Origin of the sequence: Agromyces sp. CCNWLW203 (genome assembly GCF_036576125.1) — a bacterium.
Lineage (GTDB): Bacteria > Actinomycetota > Actinomycetes > Actinomycetales > Microbacteriaceae > Agromyces.
The window spans coordinates 45,676-58,294 of sequence record NZ_JAZHYX010000002.1; the positions used below are offsets into that span (position 1 = coordinate 45,676).

Sequence of the window (12,619 nt, forward strand, 5' to 3'; positions counted from 1 at the left end):
AGGCTGGCTCGACCATGCTTGACGACGCCCGATCTGACGCCGCGCTCTGGCTCGAGGCCACCTCGGGCACCGAGGCGTCGTTCGGGGTCGTCTACGACCGCTATCGCGCGCGCATCTTCCGCAAGGCGTATTCCCGGGTGCTCGATCGCACCGATGCCGAAGACGTCGTCGCCGTCGTCTTCCTCGAGGCGTGGCGTCGTCGCCGCGACGTGCGGTTCGTCGACGGCTCGCTCCTGCCCTGGCTCCTCGTCGTGACCACCAACGTGTCGCTCAACGCCGACCGCTCGGCACGGCGCTACCGGCGGCTGCTCGCGAAGCTCCCGGCGGCCGAGCACGAACTCGACCCGAGCCACGAGGTCGGCGATCGTCTCGACAGCGAGCGGATGTCGCAGCAGATCACTGCCGCATTGCAGCGCCTCGGTGCGAGCGACCGGCGCATCGTCGATCTCTGCCTCGTCGACCAGTTGCCGATGGCGACGGTCGCGAGCGTGCTGGACCTGCCGGTCGGTACCGTGAAGTCCCGGCTCTCGAGGGCCAGGGCGAAGCTGCAGGCTGAACTCGGACCGCTCCGCGATCCCGGCCACGCGACTGCGCCTCCGACGATTCCACCCGCCGACGATCACGATCTGGAGGTGACGCGATGACCGGGCCCGAGATGCGTCCCGAGCGGGCCGCAGCGATCCGCGCGATGCTCGTGGAGCACGTGCGCGCCGAACCGGTGGTGCATGCGAAGCGCCGCCGACGGCGGGTGCTCGGCTGGAGCGGCGTCGGCGTGCTCGCGATCGGTGTCGCGGCGACTGCCGGTGCGGTGCTGCTGAAGCCGACGGCCGTGTCGAACACCGAGGTGGTGCTCTGCATGACGCAGGACGAGCGGGGCGCCGACGGCAGCTATCCCGGTTCGTCGGCCACGATCGCGGCGCCGGGCGGCGCCGGCCGTGTCGCCGACGCGGTCGGGCTCTGCACGCTCATGTGGGAGCAGGGCGTGTTCGACGAGGCGTTCGACCCGACGTCGGCCAGCAACCCGCCCGGCCGGGTGCCGGGCGAGCTGCAGGCCTGCGTCATGGCAGACGGGAGCGCGGCGGTGGTGCCGTCGTCGAACGTGTCGATCTGCGCCGCGCTCGGGCTCGCGCCGCTCGGCGACTAGGCAGCCGCTTACTCCGCGGTGCTGAGATGGACCATGGCGTCGTAGAGCTGTTCGTCCGTCATCGGCGGCTCGGGAATCGGATGCGCCCGTTGCGCCCGGTAGGCGTCGAGCATGAGGAAGAGATGGCGCCGCCACGCGTTCGGCGCGGTGGCGCTGGTGGCGTCGATCATCCGGCCGTTCGACCAGATGAGGTTGACGATGTCGGCCATCGTGATGTCGGAGCGCGCCTCGCCGGCTTCCTGGGCCCGGGTGAGCACGTCCTCGATCTGTCGGCACATCCGGTCGTGGATGCGCTCGGTCTCGGCGCTGCCGGGGAAGCGGCGTGAGAGGAAGTCGTTGAAGCCTCGATCTCCGGCCTGCACGCGGAACAGGTTCTCGAGGTAGGAGACGAACCCGTCCCACGGGTCGTCGATCTCGAGGGCCTTCCTCGACCCGTCTTCGAACTCCCGCAGTCGAGGTTCGAGGGCGGCCAGGAGCAGATCGAGTCGGGTCGGAAAGTGGCGGTACAGGGTCCCGATGGCGACATCGGCGTCGCGCGCGATCCGTTCCAGGGAGGCATCCACGCCGCGGGCGGCGAACTCGCGCTGCGCCGCGACGATGAGCCGATCATGGCGCTCCTGGGCATCCCGGCGCAGGGGCTTCCGCGCCCGCTCGACGTCGCTGATGCTCACAGAGCCAATCTATCTCGGAAGCCCGAGGGAGACCGGGGTCGGCCTGCAGCGAAGGACGCGTCACGGGCAGCGCCTGCTGCAGAGGTTCCTGCCGATTCCAGGAATAGGTGAGGTACCCCTCCGGTTCCATTCAGTGACCGGAGGGGTGCCTCACCTTGGTGCCTCTGATCGAGCCCGGGTGAGAACCCGCGTCGATCGACACGACACCACGAAGGAGCACGCATGAGCAGCATCAGCATCATCGGGTCGGGGAACATGGCCAGAGCCATCGGCACCCTGGCACTCGAGGGAGGCAACACCGTCGAGGTCATGGCCCGGAATCCGGACAAGGCCGCCGCCCTTGCCCGGGCGCTCGGCAACGGTGCCACGACCGGGGCGTGGCGCGCCACGCCGACCGGGGACATCGTCATCATCGCCGTCCTGTTCGCAGGTGCCGTGCCGGTCGTCAGCCAGTACGGGGAGGCGCTGGCCGACAAGATCGTCGTCGACATCACGAATCCATTCAACGCAGACGCCTCCGGGCTGGCCGTGCCTCACGACACCTCCGTCGCGCAGATGATCGCCGAGGCGGCCCCTTCGACCACCCGGGTCGTGAAGGCGTTCAACACCCTGTTCAGCCACGTTCTGGCAGCGGGCGACCCGGTGGACGTGTTCATGGCCGGTGACGACACGCGGGCGAAGGCGAGCGTCTCGGCGTTCATCACGACCCTCGGCCTTCGCCCCCGCGACGCCGGCGACCTGAGCATGGCGCACTGGCTGGAGGGCGCGGGACTGCTCGAGGTGGGCCTGGCCCGAAACGGCCTGGGCTTCGGCATCTCGTTCGGCGTCAACGGCGCAGGGACCGAGTGATCATGGGAAAGCTCGATGGCAAGGTCGCGGTGATCACCGGCGCGACGAGCGGCATGGCGCTGGCCGGTGCCAAGTTGTTCGTCGATGAAGGTGCCCACGTCTTCATCACGGGCCGGCGACAGGGCGCGGTGGAGGCAGCCGTCGAGCTGATCGGCCGGAACGTGACCGGCGTGCAGGCCGACTCGACCGACCTCGATGACCTCGACCGCCTGTTCGAGACGGTCGCGCAGGAGAAGGGCGCGATCGACGTGCTGTGGACGAGCGCCGGCGGCGGCGCACAGGGCAGGCTCGGCGAGATCACCGAGCAGCAGTTCGATGCCGCCTTCTCATTGAACGCGCGCGGCACGCTGTTCACCGTGCAGAAGGCGCTTCCACTGTTCAACGATGGAGGTTCGATCTTCATGACCGGGTCGAACGCTTCGCTCCGGGGCTATCCCGATTGGAGTGTGTACGCCGCCAGCAAGGCCGTGCTGCCAGCCTACGCACGGGTCTGGGTGGCGGAACTCCGCGATCGGCGGATCCGGGTGAACGTACTCACGCCCGGTTCGGTCGCGACGCCGATGATGGGCGACGTGCTGAGCGCGGAGATGAAGGCGATGTTCGAGTCCGTGATCCCGCGGCGGGAGATGGGCAGCCCCGAGGAGATCGCGGCGGTCGCGTTGTTCCTCGCCTCCGACGACTCCAGCTACGTCAACGGCATGGAGCTGGTCGCCGACGGCGGCACCACCGTGATCTGAGCGCGCCGCCGGTGGGCGAAGCGCCCACCGGCGGTGTGCCCGCCCTCGAATGGATCCCCGAGAACGACCGAACTGGACAGGAAACCCCGTGACCCTCTTTCGCCTCGACGCGAGCATCTTCCCCGACCGATCCGCGAGCCGAGAGCTCGCCGACATCGTGGAAGCCGAATGGACCACCGCACACCCTGACGAGCCGGTGATCCGCCGCGACATCGGCAGGAGCCCGCTCCCGTCCACGGTGTGGGCGGACGCCGTCGTGGGACAGCAGTTGCCGCTGGGCGCCCGCACTTCCGCACAGCACCGCGCCGTCGAGCTCGCAACCGCACTGGCCGACGAACTGATCGCGGCCGACACCTTCCTCTTCGCGGTGCCGCTCTACAACTACGGCGTCTCGCAGCACATCAAGACGTGGTTCGACGTCCTGTACACCGACCCCCGCATCGACGAGGGCGGCCCCGAGCTGCGCGATCGCCCCGCACTGCTGGTCACCGTTTCGGGTGGAAACTACGGGCCAGGGTCGCCGAAGGAGGGATGGGACCACTCCACCTCGTGGTTGGGGCGCATCCTCGTCGACGTCTTCGGACTCGACCTCGTCACCGTCGACCGCCGGTTCACCCTGGTCGGTGTCAACCCCGCCCTCGACCCGTTCACGGGCATGGCGGAGACCATGCGCATCGAGGCGCTTCGAGCTGCCGAGGTCGAAGGACGCAAGCTCGCCCGACGGGTCGGACGCAGTGCCGCTGCCTCGGCCTAGCCGAACGTGCCGGTCGGGCGGAACACGATCGACTTCACCTGATCGTTGAGGCCGCCGATCCCGCCGCACCACGGCGTGCAGTTCAGCCGTGAGCCGCCGTACCCGGTCGCGCCGTAGAGGGTCACCCAGCACCCATTGGAGCCGCCGGCGGAACTGACGTTGCTGCTCCAGCCCGAGGGCATGCTCGAGAAGCCGAACACGACGCCGTAGCATCCGCTCGACCCCCAGAACGTGAGGCTGGAACCGCCGCCGTTGCTGTTGGAGTAGACGGTGCCGAGCGAGGTCGAGGCGGCGGCGACCGCACGCCCGGACGCATCGGCGGTGCCGATCGCGTCGAGATACCGCTCGACGCCCTCGGGCTCGGTGAAGCAGACCGGGACGGGTGGCGCGGCCCGCTCGCCGACGGCCTGCACTTCCACGGCGCAGTGCTCGACGGCGGATGCCTTCGAGCGGCTGTGGGGCGTCTCGGCCGCGGTGGCGGGCGAGACCGCACCGAGGCCGGCGAGTACGAGCGCGGCCACGAACGCGGCGCTGATGACGGTGATGCGAGGCATCGGGTCCCTCCTCTTCACGCCGCCCGGGCGACGGCCTGCACGGGTATGTCCGACACGGGTCGCCGAGTTCCCTCGGAACCAGACCGGATCCGATGGAACCGCCCTGTACCCGCCGGACATACCCATGTGAGCGATGGAGGCTGCGATGCGACGCATGACGGTGCTGACGACCGCGATGATCGCTGCAGCCATGGCGGCGGCCGTCGTCATCGCGCTCGTGGTGGGCGGCGACATCGGGAGGGTCATGTTGTCGGGCACCTGAGGTTCGCGCCGCCATGTCGCCGGTGCCGGCCCGTCGGGGGACTCTGGCCGGCACCGCCGGGATGGCGGCGCGAACGCGAACGGCCCCGGCGAGCGAACTCGTCGGGGCCGTTCAGCATCTGCTGTCGAGCGTGGGGCTAGCCCTGTGCGCGGCGGTTGCCGCGCGAGTTGCCCGAGGGCGAGACGAGGCTGCCGACGCGCAGGGGTGCCTTGCCGCCCGAGGAGCGGTTGGAGCTCGAGCGCTGGGCGCCCGTCGTCTGTGCGCCGCGGCCCTGGCCGCCGCCCTGCTTGGGGGCGTTCGCGCGAGCTTCGGCCGGGCGACCCGAACGGTCGCGACGGGGTGCGCCGGCGACATCCGACTGACCGGCGTTGCCGCCGCGGCCGCGGCCGCGACCCTGGCCGCCCGTGCGGGCCTCACCGCTGCGCTCGCCGCCGCGCTCGTCGCGAGCGGCGCGCTTGCGCTGGGCGTTGGCGCCCTGCGAGCGACCGCCGCCGCCCTGGTGCTGGGCCTCGGAGCGCGGGGCCGGCTTCACGTACGGTGCGACGTCGCCGACGAGGGCGGTCACGGCCGGCGAGGTCGCGGTGACCTGCTGCGGCGTGACGGTGATCGCGGCCTTGCGGAGCAGCGTCTTCAGGTCCTGCTTCTGCGCGGGCAGGCTGATGGTGACGACGTCGCCCTCGCTGCCGGCGCGTGCCGTGCGGCCCGAGCGGTGCAGGTACGCCTTGTGCTCCATGGGCGGGTCGACGTGGATCACGAGCTCGATGGCGTCGACGTGCACGCCGCGCGCCGCGACATCCGTGGCGACCATGACGTTGGCCGAGCCGTCGGAGAACGCGGCGAGGTTGCGGTCGCGCTGCGGCTGCGACAGGTTGCCGTGCAGGTCGACCGCGGGGATGCCCTGCTCGGTCAGCTTCTTCGCGAGCTTCTTGGCGTGGTGCTTCGTGCGCATGAAGAGGATGCGGCGGCCGGTGCCCGACGCGAGCGCCTTCACGAGGTCGTTCTTCGCGTCGACGTCGGCGACCTCGAACACGTGGTGGGTCATCGCGGCGACGTGCGAGGTGGCCTCGTCGACCGAGTGCATCACCTCGTTGTGGAGGAAGCGCTTGACGAGCTTGTCCACGCCGTTGTCGAGCGTCGCCGAGAAGAGCAGGCGCTGACCGCCCGAGGGGGTCTTGTCCATGATGCGCGTGACGACGGGGAGGAAGCCGAGGTCGGCCATGTGGTCGGCCTCGTCGAGCACGGTGATCTCGATCGCGTCGAGCGTCACGAAGCCCTGCTTCATGAGGTCTTCGAGGCGGCCCGGGCAGGCGACGACGATGTCGACGCCGGCGCGCAGGGCGTCGACCTGGCGCTTCTGGTTGATGCCGCCGAAGATCGTCGTGGTCTTCAGGTCGTACGCGGCGGCGAGCGGCGCGAGCACCGCGTCGATCTGCGTGGCGAGCTCACGGGTCGGAGCGAGCACGAGCGCGAGGGGGCGGCCCGGGCGGCGACGGCCGCCGGCGAGCGAAGTGCCGAGGCGCGCCACCATGGGCAGCGCGAAGGCGATGGTCTTGCCCGACCCGGTCTTGCCGCGGCCGAGCACGTCGCGTCCGGCGAGCGTGTCGGGCAGCGTGTCGACCTGGATCGGGAACGCGGTGGTCTTCCCGTCGGCGGCGAGGGCCGCGACGAGGGGGGCGGGCACGCCGAGCGTGCTGAAGGTGATGTCGGTCACTGGTGCCTTTCAGGGCAGAGCACACCGCAGGATCGAGGTTTCCGCGAACGGAAGATGAGACCCGGCGGTGGGTGTTGGCGAAGGCGCCGGTCGGCGCATCCGTTCGCCGTATGAGAGTCACGGACCCCTGTGCTGTGGAGACAGCGGACAGTGTCCGGAAAGCGTTTCTACGACGCAGGCGGCGCGATCATCGCGCACACCGTGAGACAGTCTAGCGGATGCCGCGCTGTGCATGCCCTGAGCGGCTGGAAAACGGCGTGTGGCGGGCCGGGAGACGGCGATGTCGCGGGTGCTCGCGTCACCGCGGCATCCGCTCGCCGACCGGCACCTCGTGACGCACAGTGTTGCCCGGCTGGGCCAGCGGGCACGACCACGAGGGGTCGTAGGCGCACGACGGGTTGTAGGCGAAGTTGAAGTCGATGACGAGCGAGTCGGGGTCGGCGCCCGGCCCGAGATCGGCGCCCTTCACGGTGTCGAGCAGGTAGCGACCGCCGCCGTAGGTGCCGCCGGGGGCGCCGGCCAGCGTGTCCTTGACCGGCACGAAGAGTCCGCCGCCGTAGCTCGTGAGCCGCCACACGTCGAGCGAGCCCAGGTAGGGCACGCGCACCTCGCCGACGAGCGAGAACGGGATCGCACCGTCGCTCGCGCTGTCGACGACGAGCCGCATGGGCTCCGCCGGTCGCCGCACCTCGAGCTCGAACCGCCAGTCGGGGTCGTACCGCGAGACCGTGAGCCCGGTGAAGCGGGCGCGGTCGTCGGGCAGCAGCGGCGACTGCGGATGCCCCGCGAAGAGCTCGTCGCGCGCCGATTTCCACAGTTCGTGTCCGGCCGCCGGCGAGTGCACGCTGAGCTGTCGCACGCCCGAGTAGAGGCCGAAGACGCGTCGGCGCCAGTCGGCGAGCTGCAGCGCGGCGATCGAGTCGGTCATGACGCCGCCTCGGCAGCCGCCTCGGCATCGGCTTCGGCCTCGGCATCCGCCGTGCCCGGTGGGTCGTAGCGCCACGTCGGCGCGAGCTGTCGCAGCCGCATGCCGCGCCACTGCCAGAACGCCCACGTCGGATACCAGGCGAGCGCGTCGAGAGCGCCGGCCGTCGCCCGCAACTGGTCGCGGTAGAGCGTGCGCCCGTCGGGCAGCGCCGAGACGGCCATGCGATGATCCCACTCGTCGAATGCGGCGAACGGCCCCGTGTCGGCCCCGCCGGCGTCACGGAGCATGCGCACACCGGCGGGCAGGCCGCCGGGGCTCGTCAGCTCGACGCGCTCCTCGCCGGCCGGGAACCGGCGGAAGGCGAGCACGCGCAGCCGGTGCGGCCCATCGGGCCACGTCGTCGGCAGGCCGCCCGGCTCGAGCGACTCGAAGTCGAGCCACGGGGCGACCACCTCGCGCAGCACGGCCGGGCTCCGAAGGGCCCGCCACGCGGCATCCGGTGCGCAGTCGAGCGTGAGTTTCAGAAGCACCCGCATGAGCCGACGGTAGTGCGCGCGGATGCCGCAGCCAAGCGCCGCGCCGGATTCGGAGCGGGTACTCGGCGTCGGCGAACCCCGAACGCCTAGACTCCGGCACATGCCCGACGCGCTCTGGTGGTTGCCCTCCCTCCTCGTCTTCGCCGCGGCGGCGGCTGCGCTCATCGTCGGAGTCGTGGCCCTGCGACGTGGCGGTGCCCGGCGCGAACGCGCGGCGCTCGCGGCAGGGGCCGAGGCCGAGGTGCGCGCCAAGGGCCTCATCGTGCGGGCCGACAACGCCGTGCGCGACGCTGAGCGCGAGCTCGCGTTCGCGGAGGCGCAGTTCGGCGCCGACGCCTCGCGCTCACTGCGCGGGGCGATCGACTCGGCCCGAACGTGGATGCGCGAGGCGTTCATCCTGCAGCAGCGCCTCGACGACGCCGAGGCCGACACCGCAGCCGAGCGCCGCAACTGGACCGCGCGCATCGAAGGACTCTGCACCTCGGCGATCGGCGCACTCGACGACGCCGAGTCGGCACTCGCGGGCCGCCGCCGCACCGAACGCGGCGCCCATGCCGAGCTGCCGGCCCTGCGTGCCCAAGCCGACCGACTCGCTCGCCGCCGCGTAGAGGCCGACGCGATGCTCGGCCGGCTCGCCACCCGTTTCGCGGAGTCGGCGCTCGCGACGGCGCGTGGCGCCGAGGTGCGCGTCGATGCGGCGCTCGCTGCGGTCACGGCCTCGCTCGACGAGGCGGAGTCCAGACTCGCGCGCACGGAGCCGGCCGCCGAACTGCTCGGCGCAGCGGGCGACGGGCTGGCGCGGGCCGGCCGAGACCTCGATGAGATCGACGCGCTCGAGCTGGCGCTCGCGAAGGCCCAGGCGGATGCCGCGGAGGAGGCCGCCGCGCTCGACGGCGAGCTCGTGGCCGCGCGACGCGAGCGCGACGCGCAGGAGGGTCCCGACGCCGCCGAGGCCCTCGGCGCGGCGATCGGCGCCGGATCGGCAGCGATGGCCGATCGCGCTGCACTCGCCGGGGACCCGTTCACGGGTCGCGACCGGTTGCGCGCCTGCCGCGACCGGCTCGAGGTGGCGCGCGCCGCTGCACGCAACGCCCAGGGCCGGCTCGACGGTGCCCGGGGAGCCCTCGGCGGCGCGATCGCGATCGCCGAGAGCCAACTGCGCGTGGCGCGGGCCGCGATCGAGCGGGGCGGTCACCCCGTCGGTGCCGATGCGCGGACGCGGCTGGCCGAAGCCGAACGCCAACTCGTGATCGCACACCAGGAGCCCGACCCCGTCGCCGCGCTCGACGCCGCCCGCCGCGCGACCTCGCGAGCGAGCGACGCCGAGGCGCTCGCGCTGTACCGCGGGCACTGACGCGACGTCACACGGCGGAGCACGAGGCGTGCACCGGATAACCTGTGCGGGTGAACGTGCAGAGCCCCGATCCCGCAGCGCAGTCCAAGTACCAGGTGCGGTTCGACTGGGGGCGCCGCGGTGCAGCGCGCATCGCCGAGGGCGTTCACGTGCTCGTGCTGGTCGACGTGCTGGCCGATGCCGAGTCGTCCGTGCGGAATGACCAGATCATCGCCGCCGCGCCGAACCGAGCCGCGGTGATCGAGGCGGGACTGGTCGACGCCACGGCGACGGCACGATGGATCCTCGCCGAACAGGAGCGTCTGGGCGAGCGCGCGTTCATCGCGATCGTCGCGGCCGGCGATGCCGAGACGGGATTCCCGGCCGATGATCTGCTGGGCGCCGGCGCCGTGATCGACGCACTCGCTGCGCTCGGCATCGACGACACCTCGCCAGAGGCGGCCGTCGCCGCTTCGGCCTTCGGCGGGCTGCGCCGCGCAGTGCGTCACCTGACGTCGGCGTCGGTATCCGGGCGCGCCGCGCTCGCTGCAGGCATGAGCGCAGACGAGCTGCATGCTGCGGCGGTGCTCGATGCGAGCGACGAGCCGCGAGTGATCAGGGCGGGCGCCGAGGCATCCGCCGACTGAGCGCCGCGCCTGTCCGCGCGGGTCAGGCTGCCGCGCGCTCGGCCTTGCGGGCGCGGTGCGCGCGCACCTTGGCGCGGTTGCCGCAGCGCTGCATCGAGCACCAGCGGCGACTCGCGGCCCGCGAGGTGTCGAGGTAGACGACCGTGCAGTCGGCGCCCGAGCAGCAGCGCACGCGCTCGGTGTTGCCGGGCGAGAAGAGGTCGACGGCGTCGCGCGCGATGGTCGAGAGCGCCTGCGCCACGGTCTGCACCGAGCGGCCGGCTTGGCGGGTGCCGCCCGCGAGCGACGGGGGAACGTCGGGCGTCGCCGCGTAGAGGTTCACGAGGTCGATGTCCGCCGGACGCACCGGCTCGCCATCGCTCACGGCGACCGCCATGCGGCTGATCGCGTCGCGCAGGGCGATCGCGTCGAAGAGGTCGCGCGAGCGGGCCGCGCCGACCGCGACGGGGAAGCGCTCGTGCAGCCAGCGCGTGAGGTCGTCGGGCGCATGCAGCTGCTCGTCGGTGCGGAGCCCGCCGATCTGGCCGGTGTAGGCGAAATCGAGCGCGAACGAACCCGAGTCGAACCACCAGCGAACACCCTCGGCGGTGATGAACCACTGCCCGACGGGGATCGAGACGGTTGAGACGGGCACGCCACCAATCTAGCCGGTGGCGACGGCTCCTTCCGACGGTGCGACGGGCTGCTCGGCGTGCATGCACCCGTCGGCATATCGGTCAGCCGGTCGCGGCGCTCGCAGCCCTGCGGCGCACCGCGGCGGTGATCTCGCGGCGCCGCCACACGATGAGGTTGGCGCGGTCGAAGCCGCGTCGGCACAGGCCGCAGCTCAGCTGCCGCTGCGGCTGGCGGTACCGGAAGTGCTCATGGCCCGCGGGGCACTGCCCGATCCACGGCGCGAGCTCGTGCGCGACCTCTCCGTCGTGGGTGCGCCGGCCGACGTAGCCGAGGTCGGCGGCGACCGACGCCCACTTGGGTCCGTGCCCGGCACGCGGGCCCGCGAGCGCGTGGGCGACCTCGTGCAGCAGGATCTGATGGATCTCGTCGTCGTCGTAGCGGGCGGCGAGGTAGCGCGACACCGAGATGCGCTTCTCGGTGTAGTTGCAGAGGCCGGCGCGCTTCTTCGCGTTGTCGAAGGCGAAGCTCCACGTCACGTCGAGGTGCAGCACGATGAGCGCCTCGGCCCATCGCCGAACCCGCTCGAGATCCGCCATGGAACCGAGAATAGACCCGACCGGTGTCACCGGCGTAGAGGCGGCGAGCGACTCGTCGGAAGGCGGGCTCGGCGTCAGCCCGCAGGCGCGAGGGGCACCCGGTAGAGCCGGTCGTCGCCGTCGCGCGGGTCGCCGCGCCCGTCGGTGTTGTTCGTGATGAGCCAGAGCGACCCGTCGGGGGCCGCGGCGACGTCGCGGATGCGGCCGAGCTCGTCCACGAACCACGGCGTCGCCGTGAGGGCACCGCCCGACGTCGCGGGGGCGATCGTCCAGAGCCGTTCGCCGCGCAGCGCCGCGAGGAAGAGCGTGTCGCCGATCACCGCGAGGCCGCTCGGGCTCGACTCCGAGGTCGACCACTGCGTGACGGGGTCGACGAATCGCGGGTCCCCGGCGACGCCCTCGACGACCGGCCAGCCGTAGTTCGCACCGCGCGTGATGCGGTTCAGCTCGTCCCAGGTGTTCTGCCCGAACTCGGCGGCCCAGAGCTCGCCCTTCGCGTCCCACGCGATGCCCTGCGGATTGCGGTGGCCGAGCGACCACACCGCGTTGCTGTACGGGTTGCCGGGCGCAGCGGCGCCGTCGGGCGTCACCCGCAGGATCTTCCCCGACAGCGAACCCGGGTCCTGCGCGGCATCCCGGTTGCCGGCGTCGCCGCTCGTGACGTAGAGCAGGCCGTCGGGGCCGAAGGCGATGCGGCCGCCGTTGTGGTTCGCTCCGCCGCGCGGGATGCCGGTGAGCACCGGTTCGGGGCCGCCGAGCGCGAGCGAGCCGGGGGCGCCGGTCAGCGGCATCCGTACGACCCGGTTGTCGGAATCCGCCGTGTGGTACGCATAGACGCGGTCGGGGCGCTCGCCGTCGCTGGCCAGGTACGCGAGACCGAGGAGTCCGCCCTCGCCGCCGGCGGCGACGCCGGGAACGGTGCCCGCCACGCGGAGCGAGCCGTCGGGCAGTACCTCGACGATGTCGCCGCGATCGCGCTGGCTGACGAGCACTCCGCCGTTCGGCAGCACGAGGATCGACCACGGCACATCGAGGCCGGCCGCGATCGGCTCGGGAGCGCCGGCCGGCGCCAGCACGGGTGGCGGGGGCGCAGGGGTCGCGGGCGGCGCCGTCGACGGAGGCGCCGAGCTCGGCAGCGGTGTCGGTGTCGGCAGCGGGGGAGCGGCCGTGCAGGCCGTGAGCACCGTGAGCGCCGCGAGCGCGACCGAGATGGAGCGCATCAGCCCGGCGGAGAATGCCGCGCGCCCGACGACGCCGTGCGGACCCCGAGTGCGCGCCATCC

General features: G+C 72.1%; 15 protein-coding genes. 7 read left to right on the forward strand and 8 right to left on the reverse strand.

Translation table 11 applies throughout. The features are described from left to right. Positions 1–14 precede the first annotated feature (14 nt). Together VPH61_RS05870 and VPH61_RS05875 are read left to right on the forward strand one after the other, a co-directional pair. A complete protein-coding gene (locus VPH61_RS05870; RefSeq protein WP_332062591.1) occupies positions 15–644 on the forward strand; it encodes an RNA polymerase sigma factor in 630 nt (209 codons plus the stop codon). Beyond that, positions 641–1,144 (forward strand): hypothetical protein, encoded by a 504-nt coding sequence (locus tag VPH61_RS05875; RefSeq protein WP_332062592.1) that lies wholly within the window; start codon positions 641–643, stop codon positions 1,142–1,144. The genes VPH61_RS05870 and VPH61_RS05875 overlap by 4 nt, the downstream gene beginning before the upstream one ends. Positions 1,145–1,152: 8 nt before the next feature. Here VPH61_RS05875 and VPH61_RS05880 read toward each other — a convergent pair whose 3' ends face one another. After that, positions 1,153–1,815, reverse strand: a complete 663-nt coding sequence (locus VPH61_RS05880; RefSeq protein ID WP_332062593.1) for a TetR/AcrR family transcriptional regulator — start codon at positions 1,813–1,815, stop codon at positions 1,153–1,155. 222 nt (positions 1,816–2,037) lie between these two features. Between VPH61_RS05880 and VPH61_RS05885 the strand changes: the two genes are divergently transcribed. The 3 genes from VPH61_RS05885 (at position 2,038) to VPH61_RS05895 (ending at position 4,155) form a co-directional block, all read left to right on the forward strand. Continuing rightward, positions 2,038–2,664: an NADPH-dependent F420 reductase gene (locus VPH61_RS05885; protein ID WP_332062594.1), complete on the forward strand. Its 627-nt coding sequence runs from the start codon at positions 2,038–2,040 to the stop codon at positions 2,662–2,664. Between the two features lie 2 nt (positions 2,665–2,666). Further along, positions 2,667–3,401: an SDR family NAD(P)-dependent oxidoreductase gene (locus VPH61_RS05890; protein WP_332062595.1), complete on the forward strand. Its 735-nt coding sequence runs from the start codon at positions 2,667–2,669 to the stop codon at positions 3,399–3,401. A gap of 88 nt (positions 3,402–3,489) precedes the next feature. After that, positions 3,490–4,155: an FMN-dependent NADH-azoreductase gene (locus tag VPH61_RS05895; RefSeq protein WP_332062596.1), complete on the forward strand. Its 666-nt coding sequence runs from the start codon at positions 3,490–3,492 to the stop codon at positions 4,153–4,155. On the opposite strand, the gene VPH61_RS05900 is transcribed toward VPH61_RS05895, so the two are convergent. The 4 genes from VPH61_RS05900 to VPH61_RS05915 all read right to left on the reverse strand — a co-directional run bounded on the left by VPH61_RS05900 (position 4,152) and on the right by VPH61_RS05915 (position 8,146). Next, positions 4,152–4,709: a hypothetical protein gene (locus VPH61_RS05900; protein ID WP_332062597.1), complete on the reverse strand. Its 558-nt coding sequence runs from the start codon at positions 4,707–4,709 to the stop codon at positions 4,152–4,154. The two genes, VPH61_RS05895 and VPH61_RS05900, sit on opposite strands and share 4 nt — an antisense overlap. Positions 4,710–5,107: 398 nt before the next feature. Further along, a complete protein-coding gene (locus VPH61_RS05905) occupies positions 5,108–6,682 on the reverse strand; it encodes a DEAD/DEAH box helicase (protein WP_332062598.1) in 1,575 nt (524 codons plus the stop codon). 298 nt (positions 6,683–6,980) lie between these two features. Then, positions 6,981–7,610, reverse strand: a complete 630-nt coding sequence (locus VPH61_RS05910) for a DUF1684 domain-containing protein (RefSeq protein WP_332062599.1) — start codon at positions 7,608–7,610, stop codon at positions 6,981–6,983. After that, positions 7,607–8,146, reverse strand: a complete 540-nt coding sequence (locus VPH61_RS05915) for a hypothetical protein (protein WP_332062600.1) — start codon at positions 8,144–8,146, stop codon at positions 7,607–7,609. The genes VPH61_RS05910 and VPH61_RS05915 overlap by 4 nt, the downstream gene beginning before the upstream one ends. A 100-nt stretch (positions 8,147–8,246) precedes the next feature. On the opposite strand from VPH61_RS05915, the gene VPH61_RS05920 reads away from it, so the two are divergent. After that, complete coding sequence (locus VPH61_RS05920; protein WP_332062601.1) at positions 8,247–9,500, forward strand: hypothetical protein; 1,254 nt, start codon at positions 8,247–8,249, stop codon at positions 9,498–9,500. Between the two features lie 50 nt (positions 9,501–9,550). After that, the gene (locus VPH61_RS05925) at positions 9,551–10,126 is read left to right on the forward strand and encodes a hypothetical protein (protein WP_332062602.1); all 576 of its coding nucleotides are present in this window, start codon (positions 9,551–9,553) and stop codon (positions 10,124–10,126) included. 22 nt (positions 10,127–10,148) lie between these two features. Here VPH61_RS05925 and VPH61_RS05930 read toward each other — a convergent pair whose 3' ends face one another. The 3 genes from VPH61_RS05930 to VPH61_RS05940 form a co-directional block, all read right to left on the reverse strand. After that, positions 10,149–10,760, reverse strand: a complete 612-nt coding sequence (locus tag VPH61_RS05930) for a CGNR zinc finger domain-containing protein (RefSeq protein WP_332062603.1) — start codon at positions 10,758–10,760, stop codon at positions 10,149–10,151. A gap of 82 nt (positions 10,761–10,842) precedes the next feature. Next, complete coding sequence (locus VPH61_RS05935) at positions 10,843–11,337, reverse strand: SprT-like domain-containing protein (protein WP_332062604.1); 495 nt, start codon at positions 11,335–11,337, stop codon at positions 10,843–10,845. 74 nt (positions 11,338–11,411) lie between these two features. Continuing rightward, positions 11,412–12,617: a PQQ-dependent sugar dehydrogenase gene (locus tag VPH61_RS05940; protein WP_332062605.1), complete on the reverse strand. Its 1,206-nt coding sequence runs from the start codon at positions 12,615–12,617 to the stop codon at positions 11,412–11,414. Positions 12,618–12,619 lie beyond the last annotated feature (2 nt).